Source organism: Pseudomonas sp. WOUb67 (assembly GCF_050058005.1).
Classification (GTDB): domain Bacteria; phylum Pseudomonadota; class Gammaproteobacteria; order Pseudomonadales; family Pseudomonadaceae; genus Aquipseudomonas; species Aquipseudomonas putida_R.
In genome coordinates, this window is record NZ_CP170112.1 from 6,033,926 (window position 1) to 6,051,565 (window position 17,640).

General features: G+C 65.9%; 20 protein-coding genes. 3 read left to right on the plus strand and 17 right to left on the minus strand.

Annotation, left to right across the window (positions count from 1 at the left end):
• Nucleotides 1-65 precede the first annotated feature (65 nt).
• The 5 genes from purT to ABOC32_RS26710 form a co-directional block, all read right to left on the minus strand.
• On the minus strand, nt 66-1,247 hold the full coding sequence (purT, locus tag ABOC32_RS26690; protein ID WP_016501237.1) for a formate-dependent phosphoribosylglycinamide formyltransferase: 1,182 nt from the start codon (nt 1,245-1,247) through the stop codon (nt 66-68).
• A gap of 76 nt (nt 1,248-1,323) precedes the next feature.
• Nucleotides 1,324-1,791, minus strand: coding sequence for a VUT family protein (locus ABOC32_RS26695; RefSeq protein ID WP_010952556.1), 468 nt, complete (start codon nt 1,789-1,791; stop codon nt 1,324-1,326).
• Between the two features lie 160 nt (nt 1,792-1,951).
• Nucleotides 1,952-2,149 carry a DUF1289 domain-containing protein gene (locus ABOC32_RS26700; protein WP_426809479.1) on the minus strand — a complete coding sequence of 66 codons (198 nt, stop codon included), beginning with the start codon at nt 2,147-2,149 and terminating at the stop codon, nt 1,952-1,954.
• Nucleotides 2,139-2,663, minus strand: a complete 525-nt coding sequence (locus ABOC32_RS26705) for a gamma carbonic anhydrase family protein (RefSeq protein WP_426809480.1) — start codon at nt 2,661-2,663, stop codon at nt 2,139-2,141. Before ABOC32_RS26705 ends, ABOC32_RS26700 begins: the two co-directional genes overlap by 11 nt.
• Nucleotides 2,664-2,707: 44 nt before the next feature.
• Nucleotides 2,708-3,307: a CoA pyrophosphatase gene (locus ABOC32_RS26710; protein WP_016501240.1), complete on the minus strand. Its 600-nt coding sequence runs from the start codon at nt 3,305-3,307 to the stop codon at nt 2,708-2,710.
• 127 nt (nt 3,308-3,434) lie between these two features.
• Here ABOC32_RS26710 and ABOC32_RS26715 point away from each other — a divergent pair, with 127 nt between their 5' ends.
• Nucleotides 3,435-3,992: an NUDIX hydrolase gene (locus tag ABOC32_RS26715; protein ID WP_426809481.1), complete on the plus strand. Its 558-nt coding sequence runs from the start codon at nt 3,435-3,437 to the stop codon at nt 3,990-3,992.
• A 25-nt stretch (nt 3,993-4,017) separates the two neighbouring features.
• Nucleotides 4,018-4,572, plus strand: a complete 555-nt coding sequence (locus ABOC32_RS26720; RefSeq protein WP_012270748.1) for a L,D-transpeptidase family protein — start codon at nt 4,018-4,020, stop codon at nt 4,570-4,572.
• A 159-nt stretch (nt 4,573-4,731) separates the two neighbouring features.
• Here the strand turns inward: ABOC32_RS26720 and gspN are convergent, their stop codons facing one another.
• The 12 genes from gspN to ABOC32_RS26780 all read right to left on the minus strand — a co-directional run bounded on the left by gspN (nt 4,732) and on the right by ABOC32_RS26780 (nt 15,332).
• Nucleotides 4,732-5,391: a type II secretion system protein N gene (gspN, locus tag ABOC32_RS26725; protein ID WP_426809482.1), complete on the minus strand. Its 660-nt coding sequence runs from the start codon at nt 5,389-5,391 to the stop codon at nt 4,732-4,734.
• On the minus strand, nt 5,388-5,774 hold the full coding sequence (gspM, locus tag ABOC32_RS26730; protein ID WP_426809483.1) for a type II secretion system protein GspM: 387 nt from the start codon (nt 5,772-5,774) through the stop codon (nt 5,388-5,390). Before gspM ends, gspN begins: the two co-directional genes overlap by 4 nt.
• Nucleotides 5,771-6,847 (minus strand): type II secretion system protein GspL, encoded by a 1,077-nt coding sequence (gspL, locus tag ABOC32_RS26735; protein ID WP_426809484.1) that lies wholly within the window; start codon nt 6,845-6,847, stop codon nt 5,771-5,773. Before gspL ends, gspM begins: the two co-directional genes overlap by 4 nt.
• Entirely contained in the window at nt 6,844-7,434 is a 591-nt protein-coding gene (locus ABOC32_RS26740; protein ID WP_426809485.1) for a prepilin-type N-terminal cleavage/methylation domain-containing protein, read from the minus strand. Before ABOC32_RS26740 ends, gspL begins: the two co-directional genes overlap by 4 nt.
• A gap of 154 nt (nt 7,435-7,588) precedes the next feature.
• Nucleotides 7,589-7,957 (minus strand): type II secretion system protein GspI, encoded by a 369-nt coding sequence (locus tag ABOC32_RS26745; RefSeq protein ID WP_426809486.1) that lies wholly within the window; start codon nt 7,955-7,957, stop codon nt 7,589-7,591.
• Nucleotides 7,954-8,391 (minus strand): type II secretion system minor pseudopilin GspH, encoded by a 438-nt coding sequence (gene gspH, locus ABOC32_RS26750; RefSeq protein WP_426809487.1) that lies wholly within the window; start codon nt 8,389-8,391, stop codon nt 7,954-7,956. The genes ABOC32_RS26745 and gspH overlap by 4 nt, the downstream gene beginning before the upstream one ends.
• Nucleotides 8,392-8,393: 2 nt before the next feature.
• Complete coding sequence (gspG, locus tag ABOC32_RS26755) at nt 8,394-8,828, minus strand: type II secretion system major pseudopilin GspG (protein WP_086978879.1); 435 nt, start codon at nt 8,826-8,828, stop codon at nt 8,394-8,396.
• Between the two features lie 17 nt (nt 8,829-8,845).
• A complete protein-coding gene (gene gspF / locus ABOC32_RS26760) occupies nt 8,846-10,048 on the minus strand; it encodes a type II secretion system inner membrane protein GspF (RefSeq protein ID WP_426809488.1) in 1,203 nt (400 codons plus the stop codon).
• A 3-nt stretch (nt 10,049-10,051) separates the two neighbouring features.
• Nucleotides 10,052-11,500 carry a GspE/PulE family protein gene (locus tag ABOC32_RS26765; RefSeq protein WP_426811664.1) on the minus strand — a complete coding sequence of 483 codons (1,449 nt, stop codon included), beginning with the start codon at nt 11,498-11,500 and terminating at the stop codon, nt 10,052-10,054.
• Nucleotides 11,500-13,266 carry a type II secretion system secretin GspD gene (gene gspD, locus ABOC32_RS26770; RefSeq protein WP_426809489.1) on the minus strand — a complete coding sequence of 589 codons (1,767 nt, stop codon included), beginning with the start codon at nt 13,264-13,266 and terminating at the stop codon, nt 11,500-11,502. Before gspD ends, ABOC32_RS26765 begins: the two co-directional genes overlap by 1 nt.
• A 3-nt stretch (nt 13,267-13,269) precedes the next feature.
• Nucleotides 13,270-13,695, minus strand: a complete 426-nt coding sequence (locus ABOC32_RS26775) for a pilus assembly protein PilZ (protein ID WP_426809490.1) — start codon at nt 13,693-13,695, stop codon at nt 13,270-13,272.
• Entirely contained in the window at nt 13,692-15,332 is a 1,641-nt protein-coding gene (locus ABOC32_RS26780) for a lipoprotein UxpA (protein WP_426809491.1), read from the minus strand. The genes ABOC32_RS26775 and ABOC32_RS26780 overlap by 4 nt, the downstream gene beginning before the upstream one ends.
• Nucleotides 15,333-15,556: 224 nt before the next feature.
• Here ABOC32_RS26780 and ABOC32_RS26785 point away from each other — a divergent pair, with 224 nt between their 5' ends.
• A complete protein-coding gene (locus ABOC32_RS26785) occupies nt 15,557-17,632 on the plus strand; it encodes a PhoX family protein (RefSeq protein WP_426809492.1) in 2,076 nt (691 codons plus the stop codon).
• The last annotated feature ends 8 nt before the right edge of the window (nt 17,633-17,640 follow it).

Sequence of the window (17,640 nt, forward strand, 5' to 3'; positions counted from 1 at the left end):
CGTTGCCCTTGTAGGAGCAGCCTTGTGCTGCGAATGGGCCGCAACGCGGCCCCTGCGGTTTCAGATCAGAACTCGACCTTGACCGCCTGCGAAGCGCGGGTCGCCTTGGCACGTGCCAACTCCACCGACTCGTCACGCGCCAGGCACACGCCCATGCGGCGGGTGCCGTTGATTTCCGGCTTGCCGAACAGGCGAATGGCGGTATCCGGTTCGCTCAGCGCTGCGCCCAGGTTGGCGAAGCTGGTCTGCTGCGACTGCCCTTCCGGCAGGATCACCGCCGACGCCGACGGGCCAAACTGACGCACCACCGGAATCGGCAGGCCGAGAATGGCACGGGCATGCAGGGCGAACTGCGACAGGTCCTGGGAAATCAGGGTAACCAGGCCCGTGTCATGCGGGCGCGGCGACACTTCGCTGAACCACACCTGGTCGCCCTTCACGAACAGTTCCACGCCAAACAGGCCGCGACCGCCCAGGGCATCGGTGACGGCCTTGGCCACGCGCTGCGACTCGGCCAGCGCTTTCGGGCTCATGGCCTGCGGCTGCCACGACTCCTGATAGTCGCCCTTCTCCTGGCGGTGGCCAACCGGCTCCAGGAAGGTGGTACCGCCGACGTGGCGCACGGTCAGCAGGGTGATTTCGTATTCGAAATCGATGAAGCCTTCGACAATCACCCGGCCCTTGCCGGCGCGGCCGCCTTCCTGGGCGTAGTCCCACGACTTCTGCAGGTCGGCATCGCTGCGCAGCAGGCTCTGGCCTTTGCCCGACGAACTCATCACCGGCTTGACCACGCACGGGTAACCGACATCGGCCACGGCCTTGGCGTAGTCTTCGTAGGTGTCAGCGAAGTGGTATGGCGAGGTCGGCAGGTCCAGCTCTTCGGCGGCCAGACGGCGGATGCCTTCGCGGTTCATGGTCAGCTGGGTGGCGCGCGCAGTCGGCACCACGTTGAAACCTTCGTTTTCCAGCTCGACCAGGGTGGCGGTGGCGATGGCTTCGATTTCAGGGACGATATAGTGCGGCTTCTCGGCCTCGATCACCGCGCGCAGGGCAACGCCATCGAGCATGTTGACCACGTGGCTGCGGTGCGCCACCTGCATGGCCGGGGCATTGGCGTAGCGGTCGACGGCGATCACTTCGACGCCCAGGCGCTGCAGCTCGATCACCACTTCCTTGCCCAGCTCGCCACAGCCGCACAGCAATACACGGGTCGCGGTGGGCGACAAAGGGGTTCCGATACGGGTCATTTCAGGTCCTCGAAGGCGTCCGGGGCCGCGCCAGGCTGTGCGCCGCCCGCTGAAAAAGGACCGCTATTCTACACCATCAACCGGCCACGGCAGCCCGTCGGGCGCGAAATGCCATGGCCAGCCACACGGCCGTGACACCGGCGAACTTCGACGCCATGGCGGTACCGATCACCGCCGGGGTCAGGGCGCCGATCATGCCGAAAAAGATGAAGGTATCCACCGGGATGCTCAGCGCCGAGCTCAGCCACAGGCGGTCGCGCAGCGGCCGGCGGGTGATGCTGAACACCAGCCAGTCGATCAGCTCGGAAATGAAGAACGCGGTAGCGCTGGCCAGGGCGATGGCCGGTTCCGAGGTGACATAGGACAGCACAAGGGCCACCAGCATGGCAACCAGGGCGCCATGGCCGAAGCGGGTCTGCACCATGTCGCGCAGGATGAACACCAGGCCGCCCCAGGCGGACCAGATGATGTCCAGGTGCGGGGCGCTGGAAAAGGCGTAGTTGATCAGCACTACGCTGCTGATGTAGGCAATCAGATAGAACATGGCGGGTCGTCTGTGGGCAAGCCGTACAGATTACCGCCGGCTTCTTCGCGGGTAAACCCGCTCCCACAGGGATAGCGTTGCCTTTAAAACTGATGCTGTACCTGTGGGAGCGGGTTTACCCGCGAACACCGGCAAAGCCGGTGCCATTCACCGCGTTGCATCAAAGCATGAGGCCGGCCTCTACTGCCCTTTCATGGCAAAGCTTGAGCACCGCCCGGCGCTCATCGTTGTCCATCCGCCCCCAGCGGCCAATTTCCGCCACGGTACGCTGGCAGCCGGTGCAGATATCCTGCTCGTCCAGCGCGCAGATGCTCACGCACGGCGAGGCCACCGGCCGCTCTACCACATTACTCATCATCAACCACCAGCTCCTGGGCATAACGCCGGGCATTGTGCACGTAATGCGCGGCACTGGCTTCAAGCATGCGTTTCTGCTGCTCGGTCAATTCACGTACGACCTTGCCGGGCGAGCCGACCACCAGCGAACCGTCGGGGATTTCCTTGCCCTCGGCGATCAGTGCATTGGCGCCGATGATGCAGTGCTTGCCAATGCGCGCGCCGTTGAGGATCACGGCATTGATACCGACCAGGCTGTAGTCCCCCACCGTGCAGCCATGCAGCATGGCGTTGTGGCCAACGGTGACGCCCTTGCCCAGGGTAAGCGGCGAGCCCATGTCGGTGTGCATCACCGTGCCATCCTGCACGTTGCTGCCCTCGCCGATATCGATCAGCTCGTTATCGCCGCGCAGCACCGCGCCAAACCACACACTGGCATTGGCCTGCAGGCGCACGTTGCCGATCAGCGTGGCGTTGGGTGCGGCCCAACTGGTGGGGTGGCTTTCGACCCGCAGGTCGCCCAGGCGGTATTTCATGCATGCTCCTCAGGCTGGAACGCAGACGGCGGGGTAGGCCCCGCTCAGTTTTCGATGTAACGCTCAGGGGGCTGGTGCAGGCTGATGCCGGCATCGAACAGCACGTTGACCAGTTCGACGATCATGATCGCCGACAACCCCCAGATCTTGTATTCGCCATAGCGGTAGCTGGGCACGTACCAGCTGCGCCCCTGATAATCGATACGGTGGGTATGATCACGCGGGTCCTGGCGGAAGAATTCCAGCGGCACGGTGAATACTGCCGCGATTTCGGCATCGTTGGCGCGGTATTCGACGAAGTCGGGAATAAGCCCGACGAATGGCGTCACTTTAAGGCCGTGCAGCGAAATCAGCGGGCTGAGCGGGCCTATCACTTCCACCAGCCCAGGGGGCAGGCCGATTTCTTCTTCGGCTTCACGCAGGGCGGTAAACACCAGGTCCGGGTCTTCCGGGTCGCGTCGGCCACCGGGAAAGGCCACTTCGCCACCGTGGGTGGACAGGCCCTTGGCGCGCAGGGTCAGGACCAGTTCGGGCGCTTCGCTGCGGGTAATGGGCAAAAGGACCGCCGCTTCGGGGAACCGCCGGTCGGTTTCCAGTGATGCGGGTTGGTGATTGCTCATTCGGCGAAGTAGCTCGTCCAGCATTGCGCACGCTCGTATCCAAGGCCTGCCTTGCATGATGCACCAAAGCCGCGAAGCACCCAAGCCCCTGCGCTTGCGGCGGCCCTGCCGGCGCGCCAAGATAGCCTTGAACAAAAGGAACGAACCCCACATGAAATTCTGCAGCGCGTGCGGCCAGCCGGTCACTCAGCGGATTCCCGAGGGCGATAGCCGCCTGCGGTATGTCTGCGAGTCTTGCCAGACCATCCATTACCAGAACCCCAACATCGTCGCCGGCGTGCTACCGACCTGGGGCAGCCAGGTGCTGCTGTGCCGGCGTGCCATCGAGCCACGCCGCGGCTTCTGGACCCTGCCCGCCGGCTTCATGGAGAACGGCGAAACCCTCGACCAGGCCGCCCGTCGCGAAACCGTCGAGGAAGCCTGCGCCCGGGTCGGGACGATGAGCCTGTACCAGCTGTTCGATTTGCCGCACATCGACCAGGTGCATGTGTTCTTCCGCGCAGAGCTGGCGGACCTGGCGTTTGATGTGGGTGTCGAAAGCCTGGAAGTGCGGTTGTTCGAACAACATGAGATACCGTGGGGCGAGCTGGCTTTCCGCACCGTCACACGCACACTAGAATGCTACTATCGCGACCGCATCGGGCAGCACTACCCCATAGGCCATGAGTACCTGCCGCCGATGACCGTCTCGACCTCGACCTCTACTTAGAAGAAGCCTTCAGGGATACCGTTACATGCGCTGGTTGCTCGCCCTTTTCTGCCTTTGCGTTACCTCGGTGTCCCAGGCGGCTTTCACCGAGACCATCATCCGCAAGCCCGTGCCGGCAGCGCAAACGCCATCGCCTTCGCAGCAGGCGATGCAGCCGCTGATCGACAAGGTGCTGGTGATCAAGTCCGAGCGTCGCCTGCAGCTGATCAGCCGCGGCGAGCCGCTGAAAACCTACCGCATTTCCCTGGGCAAGCAACCAAAGGGCGCCAAGGAACGCGAAGGCGACAAGAAAACCCCTGAGGGTTTGTACTGGCTGGACTGGCGCAAGCAAAGCGACCGCTTCAACCTGGCCATGCACATCAACTACCCGAACATCAGCGACGCCGCCCGCGCCACCCGTGAAGGGGTGAGTGCTGGCAGCATGATCATGATCCATGGCACACCGATCAACGACGAGTACCCGGAGTGGTACTTCCATACCCTGGACTGGACCGATGGCTGCATTGCCATGCGCAACCGTGACATGCAGGAAGTGTGGGAACTGGTGCGCGATGGCACGCTGATCGAAATCCGGCCCTGAAAAGAAACATGGTCTCTTGTAGGAGCAGCCTTGTGCTGCGAAGAGGCCATTGCAGCCTAAGATAATCTTTAGCCTTACCGGCCTCTTCGCAGCACAAGGCTGCTCCTACAAGGTGAGGCGGCAGCCTGAGTGATGGTGAAAGACCGTTGCTCCCACAGCTTACCAACGCAGGTCGCGTTGCCCTGACAGCGCCTGTGGCCCCAGCCACTGTGCGCCTCGTAACAAGGGCACCAACGCCGCCTCCGGTTGCAGCTCGAACACCACCTGGGCCCGCCGCCCAGGCAGGTCAGCCTCCACGGCCAACTGGTGCTGCCCCTGCTGCGCCAGCTGACCACGCAGGCGCCAGCCACTGCGGCAGTCCATTTCCAGCCAGCCCTGCCCCAGGCCCAGCGACCACGGTTCGCTGAGCGCCAGGTCGCTCACCGTTACACGGCCTTCGCTGCCCAGGCATTGGCGCCCTGCCCCCTGCAGGCGGACTGCGCCCTGCCACAGCCCGGCCAGGCGGTAATCCGTGGCCACCGTCGCCTGGGCGCCCATCGCCGTTGCCTCCAGCCGCCAACGCCACGGCCAGCCTTCGGCGCGCAACTGCCAGCCCTGCCCCTGAAACCCCAGCTGCGCACTCGCCTGCAAGCGCCAAGGCTGTACCGACCAGCGCAGAGGCCCCACCGGCCCCAACTGTTGCGCCTGGCCTTGCCACAGGCTGCCAGTGGCATCCCGCACCGGCAGACCTGCCCCGCGCGCCACCCAGGCGGCGGGGAACTCAACGAGCAAGGTCAGGCCGAACACCAGCAGCACCCATGCCACACCTTTACGGCTCATGGCTGCACCACCAGGTCGAAGCGCAACGCCTTGCCATCCTGCTCCAGCCCCCATTGCAGCGGCGTTGCGCCCTCTTCATGCAGGGACTGCAGCCAGCCTTGCAGCACCCGCTCATCGGCCACCTGGCCACGCAGTTGCCAGGCCTTGCCTTGCACATCGACCTCGGCCAATACCACCCGCCGCGCCTCGGCCGACTGCTTCAGGCGCTCCAGGCTCAAGCCCGGGCGGCCATGCAGGCTTGCGGCTTGTTCTGCCAGCCCGCGCCACTGGCTGAGCTCGCGCCATTGCGCCAAGCCCTCGCGCAGGGCCAGAACGGTCAGCAACAACGCAATCAGCAACCAGGCGAACTTCAGCCGATGACGCTGCATCCAGTCCCGGTTCATGCGGCTACTCCCAAATCGAACACCACTTCGCCACCTTGTACCTGTACGGCAGCACCGGCAGCGTTGGCCATGTCTTGCCAGGGGGGTGTGGCGCCGTCGCCCTCCAGCCGCAAGTGCCAGCGCTGGCCATCGAAGCGCACCACTTGCAAACGCCAGCCGGGGTGGTCACGCAACCAGGCCTGCAAGGCTGCCTGCAGGTCTTCGAGCTGGCGGGTGCGGACTTGCTGTTGAAGCTCGCTTTCGCGCAGGCGTTTGAGGGCCTGCGCGGCGTGCCGTGGGCTGGCCTGCTCGCCCGTCACGGCAAACACCTGGGCGCGCCAGAGTTGTGCCTGGCGCCATTGCTGGCTCAACCACAGCCCACCCCAGACTGCCGCCAGTACCAGGCAGGCTGCCAACAGGCGTTGCTGCGGGCGTGAAACGACGGGCAACGAAGGTGCCTTGCGTGCGCGCTCGAACAGGCCGGGCAGCGCGTCGAGCGGCGCCAGCGTGCTTGGCCAGTCGCCACTCAGCGGCAGGCTTTGCAGGTGTGCCCAGGGGTGCTGTGGCGCCTCACCCAGTGCTTGCGGCCATGCCAGCCAATGCTCCTGCTCGTCCTCGGCCAGCCCTTTGTACAAGGACACGCCGGGGGTGCGCTGCCAATGCCAGGCAGTGCCTGCCTCAGGCTTCGGCAGCAACTGCAACTCCGCCCAGCAACGCTCTACCTGCCAGCCCCATGCGGCACATTGCCCACGCCAGTCGTCCAGTTGCTGACGCGCCACCACCAGCAAGCGAAGATGCCCGGAATGACGGGCCAGGCAGGCGCAGATCACCTCGTCCGGCGGTTGCAGCAAGCGGTCTTCGAGCAGCAACGGCCACTCCTCCCGCTTGAGCCCGGGTGGGGCAGGCACGTGGAAGACGCTACAGGCCCCGGCAGGCAGAACAAGGGCAACCCGGGCTTGCAGGTTTGCCGGTGGCTCACCCTGCCCCTGGCGTTGCACGATGCCGCCCTCGGCCAGCGCCCAGTGCCAGACAACACCCGGGCGCAGCAACAACCACGGTTGGGCAGGTGCACGCTGTCGCCATTCAAATTTCATGAGCGCCCCCACGGGAGGGCGAAGGTGCAGACATAGGGTGCTCCATCACGCTGCAGTTCCAGGCGCACGCCACGGCCGGGGTGCGCAGGTTGGTCAGAAGGCCAGGCCAGCCACTGGCCGCCCTGGTAATAAAGGACGTTCATGGCGCCTACCCGGTCGAGCCGCTCACGCTGGACCCAGCGCGGCGCAGCGGCGGCGTACAGGTCGGCCGAGCTTTCCAGCAGCAGGCGCTGTTCACCGGCCTCGAAACGCAGGCGCTGGCGTTGCAGGCGCGAGCCGCCTTCGGCCTCCGGCAGGCCGGTGGTGGCAACCCACAGCAATTGGTTGCTTGCCGGTTGCCAGTCCAGCCAGCGGCTGGCCAGGGGCAGGCGCTGGTCGTAGACACGGCGCAGCACCGGGCTGTCGAAACGCCGCTCAAGGGCCAGGCAGAACTCCAGCACCGAGGTTTCCTGGGTGGTCACTTGCAGGCGTTCACGGACCTTCAGCCAGCCATTGACCAAGGCGGCGAGCATGATGCCGAGCAACACGGTCAGGGCCAGAGCCACCATCAGTTCGATCAAGGTCAGGCCTGCCTGGCGGCGCTTCATGGATTGATGCTCGGGCTCAATGCCTGCACAGAACCTTTGTAGGAGCAGCCTTGTGCTGCGAAGAGGCCGGAATGACTGGCAGATTTGCTGTGGCCACACTGGCCTCTTCGCAGCACAAGGCTGCTCCTACAGGGTGCGCGGAGTGGCGAGCTTTTCATGGGCGCTCCAGAAACACGGTGTACTGGCCCAGCGGCAAACGCTGGTCGCGGTCGGCGTACAGTTGCAGTTCGCCACGGCGCAGGTCGCGCACGCCGGTGCGGCGCAGTTGCAGTTGCCAATGACACGGCTGGCCACCCTGGCTCAATTCACCCTTGACCTGATTGGCAGAAGGCCAGAACTGCTCGACGGCGAAGCGGGTTTGCAGTTCGCGCGCGCACAGCAAGCCAAGGCGGTGTTGTTGCAGGTTGTGCTGCACGGCCAGGCGCTGGCGCAGGACCTGGCTGGTGATCACCGCCAGCACGGCGGCAATCGCCAAGGCCACCGTGACCTCCAGCAAGGTGAAGCCACGCTGACGTCGCTTCATGGCGCAACCGCCACCTGCAAGCGGCCATCGCGGCCCCAGGCCCATTGCTGGCTGCCATCGGTCCAGCGCCAGCGTACGCTGCCCGGCTGTGCCCAGCCATGCGGGGTGAACAGCAAATGGGGCTGCGGGCTGGCGCGCCAGTCCGGGTGCAGGCCCTTGGGCCATTCGCCGAGCGCGACCGCTTCAACCACCCAGCCATTCCCCTCACGCCGGACGAACTCCGGGCGTTGGCCATTCCAGCGCAGCCCACGCAGTTGCCCGGCATGCCGGGCAAGCGCCGCCTGTGCCCGGGTTTCGCTGGCCAGGCGTTGCAGGGCCTGGTCGACACGGGCCTGGCCGCTGCCGAGCCCGGCCACTGCCAGCCCCGTCATCAAGCCGGCGATGGCCAGCACCACCAGCAACTCGATCAGGCTGAAGCCCCGCTGACGGCGCACCCTTACAGCGCCCAGTTACCCAGGTCGGCATCCTGGCCTTCGCCGCCCGGCTGGCCATCGGCACCCAGCGAGTAGACATCGACGCGGCCATGCTCACCGGGCATGCGGTACTGGTACGGGGTGCCCCACGGGTCTTCCGGCAGGCGGCGCACATAGCCGTCACTGCGCCAGGCCCGTGGCAGCGGTTCCTGGCTCGGCTTTTTCACCAGCGCGGCCAGGCCCTGTTCAGTGCTGGGAAAGCGCAGATTGTCCAGGCGGTACATGTCCAGCGCCTGCTCCAGGGTGGCCAGGTCGGCCATCACCTTCTGCTTCATGGCCTTGTCCTGGTTGCCCAGCACGCTGGGCGCGACCACGGCGATGAGCAGGCCGATGATGAAGATCACCACCATGATTTCCATGAGGGTGAAACCGCGCTGGTGGCGACGTTGATGCTGCATGGCAGTACTCCTTGTATTCACAGTTGCAGGCCCTGGTTGAGTTGCATGATCGGCAGCAGCACCGCCAGCACGATGAACAGCACCACGGCGCCCATCACCAGGATCATCAGGGGTTCGAACAGCGCCATGGCGGTATCCACCTGGCGGGCAAAGCCGCGTTCCTGGTCGTCGGCCACGCGCTCGAGCATGTCGGCCAGGGTGCCGCTGGCCTCGCCGCTGCCGACCATGTTCACCAGCAGCGGCGGGAATTGCTGGCTGGCATCCAGCGCACGGTGCAGGCTGGTGCCGCCCTGCACTTGCTGGCGCACCTGCTCCATGGCCAAACGGATGCGCCGGTTACCGACGGTTTCGGTAGCCACTTGCAAGGCTTCGAGCAGCGCCACGCCACTGCCGCTGAGAATCGCCAGGCTGCGCGCGAGGCGTGCGCTTTCCAGCACCTGCAACAGGCTGCCGATACGTGGCAGGCGCAGCAGCATCTGGTCGCGGCGCAGGCACCAGTGCGGCTTGCGCAGCAGCAAGGCGCCGAGCCCGCCCATCAGTAGCGCCAGCCCCAGCAACCAGGGCCCGGCCTGCACCAGCCCCTGGCTCAGGCCGATCAGCAACGCGGTGATCAGCGGCAGGCTTTGCCCGGCGTGGGCAAACTGCTCGGTGAGCTTGGGCACGACAAAGGTCATCAGGCCGACGACCACAGCGAGCGATACGCCCATCAATACGGTGGGATAGATCAGCGCAGTACGCGCCTTGTGCTGTTGCCGTTGCACCTGTTCGAGGTGGTCGGCCAGCCGGGTCAGCACCTGGGCCAGGCGCCCGGAGCGTTCGCCGGCCTCGACCAGCGCGCAGTACAAGCCAGTGAACGGCGCCCCCTGGCGCGCCAGGCTGCGGGCCAGGCCCAGGCCTTCGGCGAGGGAGCCGCGCAGGGCCACCAGCACACTGTGCAGGGCAGGTTGACGCAACTGGCGTTCAAGGGTGCCCAAGGCATCGACCAAGGGGATGCCGGCACCGGTCAATGTGGCCAGCTGACGGGTCAGTTCACACAGCTGGGCACGGTTCAAGCGCTGGCGCCGGGGTTGCCGGTTACCGCAGTCCTGGCGCTGCAGCTGGCGGGCAAACAAGCCCTGATCGCGCAGCAACTGGCGCGCATGGCGTTCGCTGTCAGCCTGCAGGCTGGCCTTGCGGGTCTTGCCGGCGAGGTCGACGGCCACGTAGCGATAGGTCGGCATGGTTTAGCCCTGCACCACACGCAGCACTTCGGCCAGGCTGGTCTCGCCACGGGCCAGGCAGTCGCTGGCCATCGCGACCAGGCTCTGCCGGCGCCCGGCCAGGTAATCCTGCATGGCCAGTTCACTGGCGCCGTCATACAGCAGGCCGATCAGCCCGGCATCCAGTTCGATGAATTCGTACAGGCCCAGACGCCCGACATAGCCGCTGCCCTGGCACTGCTCGCAGCCCACCGCGTGGTAGCTGCTGCCGAGGGCCGCCAGTTCTGGCCACAGGTCACGCTCGGCAGCTTGCAGCGGGTGCGCCACGGCGCAACTGCACAAGCGCCGCACCAGGCGCTGGGCCAGCACACCGCGCAGGCATGAGGCGATCAGGAACGGCTCGATGCCCATGTCGCGCAGGCGGGTCACCGCACCCACGGCGCTGTTGGTGTGCAAGGTGGACAGCACCAGGTGGCCGGTCAGGCTGGCCTGCACGGCGATCTGCGCGGTTTCCTGGTCACGGATTTCGCCGAGCATGATCACGTCCGGGTCCTGGCGCAGGATGGCGCGCAGGCCACTGGCGAAGGTCAGCCCCGCTCGCGGGTTGATGGCGGTCTGGCCGATGCCGGCGATGGCGTACTCCACCGGGTCCTCGACGGTGAGAATGTTGCGGCTGCCATCGTTGAGGCTGTTGAGGCTGGCGTACAGGGTAGTGGTTTTGCCCGAACCGGTCGGGCCGGTGGACAGCACGATACCGTTGGGCCGCGCCAGGCAACTGCGCAGGCCCTGCAACACCGCAGGCGGCATGCCCAGGTTGCCCAGCGCCAGCAGGCTGGCCTGCTTGTCGAGCACACGCATGACCACGCGTTCGCCATGGATGCCGGGCAAGGTCGAGACCCGCACATCCACCTCACGCCCTGCCGCGCGCAGGGTAATACGGCCGTCCTGGGGCTGGCGCTTCTCGGCAATATCCAACCGTGCCATGACCTTGATCCGTGACACCAGCATGGCCGACAGCGCACGCGGCGGGCGCAGCACTTCGCGCAGGTGGCCATCGACCCGCAGGCGCACCACCAGGCTTTGCTCGAAGGTTTCGATATGGATGTCCGAAGCGCGCAGGCGCAAGGCCTGGCCGAACAGACCGTTGATCAGGCGGATTACCGGGGCTTCGTCATCGCTTTCCAGCAGGTCTTCGATCTGCGGCATCTCGCTCATCAGGCTGTCCAGGTCGACCTGGTCGCCGATGCCTTCGATCAGCGCTTGATTGGCGCCATCGCCAGCCTGGTACAGCTGGCCGAGGCGCTCGTCGAACACGGCAGGTTCCAGGTATTCGAGCGTGCAGGGCTGGCCATGTACCCGCAGCAGTTCCTGCAATTGGGCGCTGTCGGCATCGGGCCGCAGCCACAGCTGCCAGCCCTGTTCCGTCGTGGTCATGGCCACCCCGCTCTGCCGTGCCTGGCGGTACGGCAGCATCACCAGGCACCGCCTTCGAGGCGCGCGCGGCTGGAGGGGAATACCTGCAACAGCGGCGTGCCCTCTGCAAGGTCCGGCAGTTGCAGCGGTGTGGTCTGCTGCAAAGTGCGGTATTTGTCTTCGCTGAGCCCGGCCAGGCTCGGCCCGTCCCGCAAGATGCGCGGGCGGATGAACACCATCAGGTTCTGCTTGGTGTTCTTGGTGGCATCGGAGCGGAACAGCCGGCCCAGGTAAGGGATATCACCCAGCAGCGGCACGCGCTGGTTGCTGGTGCTCAACTCGTCGCTGATCAGGCCGCCGAGAATGACCAGGCCATTGTCTTCGACCATGACCTTGGTCTTGATCTCGCGCTTGTTGGTGATCACGTCGCTGGCCGCGCTGGACTCGGCGATCGACGACACCTCCTGGACAATGTCCAGGCGCACGCTGTTGTCGATATTGATCTGCGGCTTGATGCGCAGCTTCACCCCGACCTCTTTGCGCTCGATGGTCTGGTACGGGTTGGCGTTGTTTTGCGTGACCGAGCCGGTCACGAAGGGCACTTCCTGGCCGACCAGGATCGACGCTTCGGCGTTGTCCAGGGTCAACAGGGTGGGCGTGGACAGCAGGTTGAAGCCGCTCTTGCCCTTAAGTGCATTGACCAGCATGGCAAAGTTGAACCCGCCGCCGAAATGGCCGATGCCCGCCGTGGCGCCGGTGGTCGCGGACAACAGGTCGCCGAGCGCCTCGTTGTCACCACTGGCAGCAGCCCCAGCGATGTTGGCGATGTTCACCCCGTTGCTGCCGAAGTTGACGATGCCGGCGCCGAATTTTTCGTCGGCAAACAGCCATTGCACGCCCAGCTCCTGGGCGCTGCTGTCGGACACCTCGGCGATGATGGCCTCCACCACTACCTGGGCACGGCGAATGTCCAGCTGTTCGACGATGCTGCGGTAGGCGGCCAGCTCGCTGTCGGGGCCGACCATGACCACGGCGTTGGTGCCTTCTTCGTACTCCAGGCGAATGCCCGGGCCACCGGCGGCGGCCATCACCGGCCTGTCCTTGCCCTCGCCTTCGCCCGCGCCTTCAGCAGGCGCCATGCCTTCCTGGCTCAACCCGCGCAGCACCTTGACCACTTCACCTGCATTGGCGTGCCGCAGGTAGATGACTTGGGTACTGCCGTTGCCGGGTGCTTCCTGGGGGCGGTCGAGCTGGCGCAGCAGGCTGGCGATACGGTCCAGGTTGCTGCGCCAGTCGGTCACCACCAACTGGTGCGCCGCCGGGTACGGTGTGATCACCCCGACCCGTGGGTCGATCAGCGGTTTGAGGATGCCCAGCACCTGCTCACTGGCGGCGTTGCGCACGTTGAATACCCGGGTCGCCACGCTGTCACTGCCTTCGCCCTGCTGCCCACCCGCCTCCACCGGCACCGGCTCCAGCCGCGCGGCCTGGTCGGGGACGATTTTCACGCTGCCATTGGGCAGGTCGACGGTGGCGTAGCCTTGGGCGCGCAACTGCGCCAGGAAGATGTCGTAGATGGCATCGGCGTCGTGCAGGTCGACGGTGCGCACGGTGACCTTGCCCTTGACCCGGGGGTCGACGATGAAGGTGGTGCCGGTGATGCGCGACACGCTGTCGATGAACTCGCCCAGTTCGGTGTCGACGAAGTTCACCTCGTACATCGGCGTACCATTTTCATCGAACACCGGCTCTTCGGCGCGGGCCTCAGGTAGGCCTGCGGCCAGGGCCAGGCTCAGCACGGCGGCCACGCAGTATCTAACAGGCATCGTTCATCCTTGCCGCTTGAAGCCGGTCACGACGGGGCGTGGCGGCCAGGGCAGGCGTTCACGCCGCCCCTGGTTGTTGAAAATCAGGCCATCGGTGTCGATGTCCTGCAGCACAATCCCCGGCGCCAGGCGCTGGCCGCGGGCCAGGGTGCGCACCTGCTCGCCGTAGCGCAGCACCACCACACTGGAAGACAGCGGCTGCGCCCTGAGGCCGCCGAGGTAGTGCAATGGCAGGCGGGTAATGGCGATGGCGCCGTCGTCGATGGGCGCTTGCCAGTGACCGACCATCAGCCCGGGCAGCGGGCTTACGGCTGCCGTCGGCGCCATGGCCGGTTGCGGCTGGCGGCTCAGTTGCAGCACGCACTGGGCGGCCATCCAGCCGGCCAGGGTCAGGCCAGCGCCGGTGAAAAAGCGCGAGGCGAGTGTCACGAGGCCAACTGCCGTGGGTGCCAGCCCGGGTGCCCCTGCACGTAACGCACTTCGGGCAGTTGCAGCGGCGCCAGTTGCCAGTCGACACGCTGGCGGGCGAGCCAGGCCTCGACCCGTTGCCACAGCGGTTCGCCCGCCTGGCTTTCAAACTGCAGGCCGAAGGTGCGGCACAGGCCCTGCACCGGCTCCAGCCCAGTGATGCGCTTGCCTTGCGGGCTGTAGCTGACCCCCCAGGCCTGGCCCTGCCAGCGCGGCAGGTCCTGGCTGTTGTCCAGCAGCAGCGGGTCGCCGAACAGCTGCTCGGCAGCGTTTTCCAGCACTTGCTCCACCTGCCGGGCAGGCGCTTCCACCACCGGCGCCGGGTAGCCGCCGGTGAGGCTGATCAGGTGTTCACGTGTGATCGACGCACCTGCGGGCAGCGGGTAGTCGTAACGCAGGCCGGGCAACAGCACGGGCATGCCGCTGTCATCGGCCAAGGCTTGATGCAGCAAGCGGTCCCAGCTGCCGCCACGGGTATCGCGGCGCCACAAGGCCTGTGGCGCGCGGGCCAGCGGTTGGTCAAGCCACGCCGCATGGCCGGCACGTTGCTGGCGCAGCTGTGCCTGCAAGGGCCCGACACGCAGCTGCGCGGCAGGCGCCAGTTGTTGTTCAAAGGCCGGGAAGAAACGCCCGTCGAACTGCCACAGCCCGGCCACACGCTGGCAGCGCAGGCGGAAGGCACCGCTGCCCCGGCAACCGGCGAACAGCACCGGTACACGCCGACCACTGGCCTGGGTTACCTCGACGGGCGCCGGCCACAGGTCCTGGCCACGGGCGCACAACAGCACATCGATTTGCGGCACCCGCTCGGCCAGCCACAGGCCGGGGCCGGTGCCGACATCGGCCATGGCCACCACCAGGTCGGCCTCGCGCCGGGCCTGCTCGAACACGGGCTGCAGCGACTGGTACCACTGTTTGAGCGAGGCCTTCTGGTCCTGGGCGTAGGGGTCGGTGACGCCGACCACGGCAATCCGTGCGCCACCGCGCTCGAAGACGTGCAAGGCTTCAAGGCCCAGGGCTTGGCGCTGCCCGTCCGCCAATCCAGCGCCGAGGGTAACTGCGCCAGCCTGGCGATAAAGCCCTGTGCTGCGTTGTGGCCACAGCACACGCTCGTCACTGCTGACTCGCGCTTCAGTGCCCAGCAGGTGGCTGCCCTGCACCCCGCTTTCGCCCTGGGTCAGGTAAGCCAGGCCACTGCCATTCCAGCCCTGGCCATTCTCCAGGGTCAGGCTGTTGCCTGCGCCGGCCTCGCCGCGCAGTTGCTCCAGCAGCGCCGCCAGCACCGCATAGCCGCCCAGCTGCGCGGCGGCTGCCTGGCTGGCATCGAGCAGCGGTGCCAGTTGCGGGTAGGCAAGGCTGGCGCTGCTGCCGGTCATCCACGGCGCACGGCCCAGGTGGCTGACCGGCCCCAGACGGGTGGCTGGCACCACGGCCTGGCCGGGTTGGCGGGCATCGAGGGTATCGGCCACGTACAGCAGGTCGAGCCGGGCGTTACCGCCCTGCTGCCCAGGGAAGGCGGAACAGGCGCCGAGCAGCGGTGCCAACGCCCCGACACCCATCCAGCCGATCACTTCGCGCCTGTGCACACTGCTCGCCATCGCACCCGTCGTCCTTTTATGCATTCATTCAGGGCCCCGGATGTTGCGGCGTTGGCATTACAGTTTGATGGCAGAAATCCGACAGACATTCCAAATTGATCTGTCAGAAAGCCTTCTAAGAGCGAGTCGTTTTAAAAACCCCTTAACATTTCTGCCAATCAATCATCATATTTCCCCACTAAAGTCGCGGGTTCCTCTAACTCAGCCACTACAAGGACACCCTGATGAGTCGAGATACCGGCGACAACCTGGACCGGAACCACAGCGCCAACATGCCGATGGCCAACGTCATGGACGCCTACCTGAGCCGCCGCAGCGTGATGCGCGGCAGCCTGGGCGCCGCCATCGCCATGATTGCCGGTACCGGCCTGACAGGCTGCTTCGACGGTGGTGGTTCCGATCACGATGATCCGGTCACCGAGCCACCGGTGACCGAGCCGCCTGTGACCGAGCCGGAGGTGCCGAAACTGGCACTGGGCTTCCAGTCCATCCCGGGCTCGCGCACCGACGCCTGTGTGGTGGCCGCCGGTTACAGCGCCTACGTGCTGGCGCCGTGGGGCACGCCGCTGAACAGCAACGGCAACCCGTGGAAGTCCGACGGCAGCAACACCTCGACCGACCAGGCCAACGCCATGGGCATGCACCATGACGGCATGCACTTCTTCCCTATCAACGGCAGCTCGGAAGACGGCCTGCTGGCGATCAACTTCGAATACATCGACACCGCCGCCCTGCACCCGGCCGGCCCGACCACCGATGTCAACGGCAAGCGCCCGGTCGAGGAAGTGCGCAAGGAAATCAACGCCCACGGGGCTGGCGTGGTGCGCCTGAAGAAGGTCAGCGGCCGCTGGCAGGTGGTCGACAACGACCCGCTGAACCGCCGCTTCACCACTGCCTCGCGCATGGAAATCACCGGCCCGCTGCGCGGCACCGACCACGTCAAGACCAAGTACTCCAGCACCGGTACCCACTGCCGCGGCACCAACAACAACTGCGGTAACGGTTACACCCCATGGGGCACCTACCTGACCTGTGAAGAGAACTGGCCGGGCATTTTCGTCAACAAGGGCACCCGCCCCGAAGACCAGCGCCGCATTGGCGTGGGCACCTCCAGCGGCCAGTACAAGTGGGAAACCGCTGCCGGTGACAGCACCGAAGTGGCCGACGAATTCGCCCGTTTCGACGTGACCATCAAGGGCGCCAGCGCCACCGACGACTACCGCAACGAAGCCAGCACCTACGGCTACATCGTCGAGATCGACCCGTACAACAGCAGCACCCTGGCCACCAAGCGCACCGCGCTGGGCCGCTTCCGCCACGAGGGCTGCGCCCCAGGCCTGCCGGTCGCCGGCAAGCCGCTGGTGTGGTACATGGGTGACGATTCGAACAACGAGTACCTGTACAAGTGGGTGTCCACCGCCGTGTGGGATGCCGCCGATGCCAACCCGGCCGACCGCCTGGCCACCGGCGCCAAGTACCTGGACCAGGGCAAACTCTACGTGGCCCGCTTCAATGCCGATGGCACTGGTGTATGGCTACTGCTGGACGTGGGCACCGCCACCAAGGGCGGCAGCACCCTGGGCGCGCTGTATGGTGACCTGCCAGGCATCATCCTCAACACCCGTGGGGCTGGCGATGCTGTGGGCGCGACGCCGATGGACCGCCCGGAATGGACGACGGTGAACCCGCTGAACGGCGACGTGTACCTGACCCTGACCAACAACAGTTCACGTACCCCGGAAAAGGTCGATGCGGCCAACCCGCGGGGCCCGAACCGCCACGGCCACATCATTCGCTGGCACGACAGCGACGACCAGTTGAGCTTCAACTGGGACATCTTCGTGTTCGGCGCCAACGCCGCCGGTACTGCCGACATCAACCGCTCCGGCCTGACCGAACTGAACCAGTTCGCAAGCCCCGACGGCATGAGCTTCGATAGCCGCGGCGTGCTGTGGTTCGAGACCGACAACGGCGAGAGCACCCTCACCGACTACACCAACGACCAGCTGCTGGCAGTGATCCCTACCGACCTGGTGGACGCCACCGGCAAGCAGGTGCCGGTGAACGCACAGAACCAGGTGGACCTGCGCCGCTTCTTCGTCGGGCCGAATGATTGCGAAGTGACCGGGATTGCCTTTACCCCGGACAACAAGACGCTGTTCGTCAACATTCAGCACCCGGGGAACTGGCCGTATACCGACAAGGCCACCGATGCTACGCCGGCTGGGGCCAAGGTGAGGCCGCGGGCTTCGACGGTGGTGATTCAGCGGATTGATGGCGGCGAGATCGGAACTGCCTGATTCTGTGG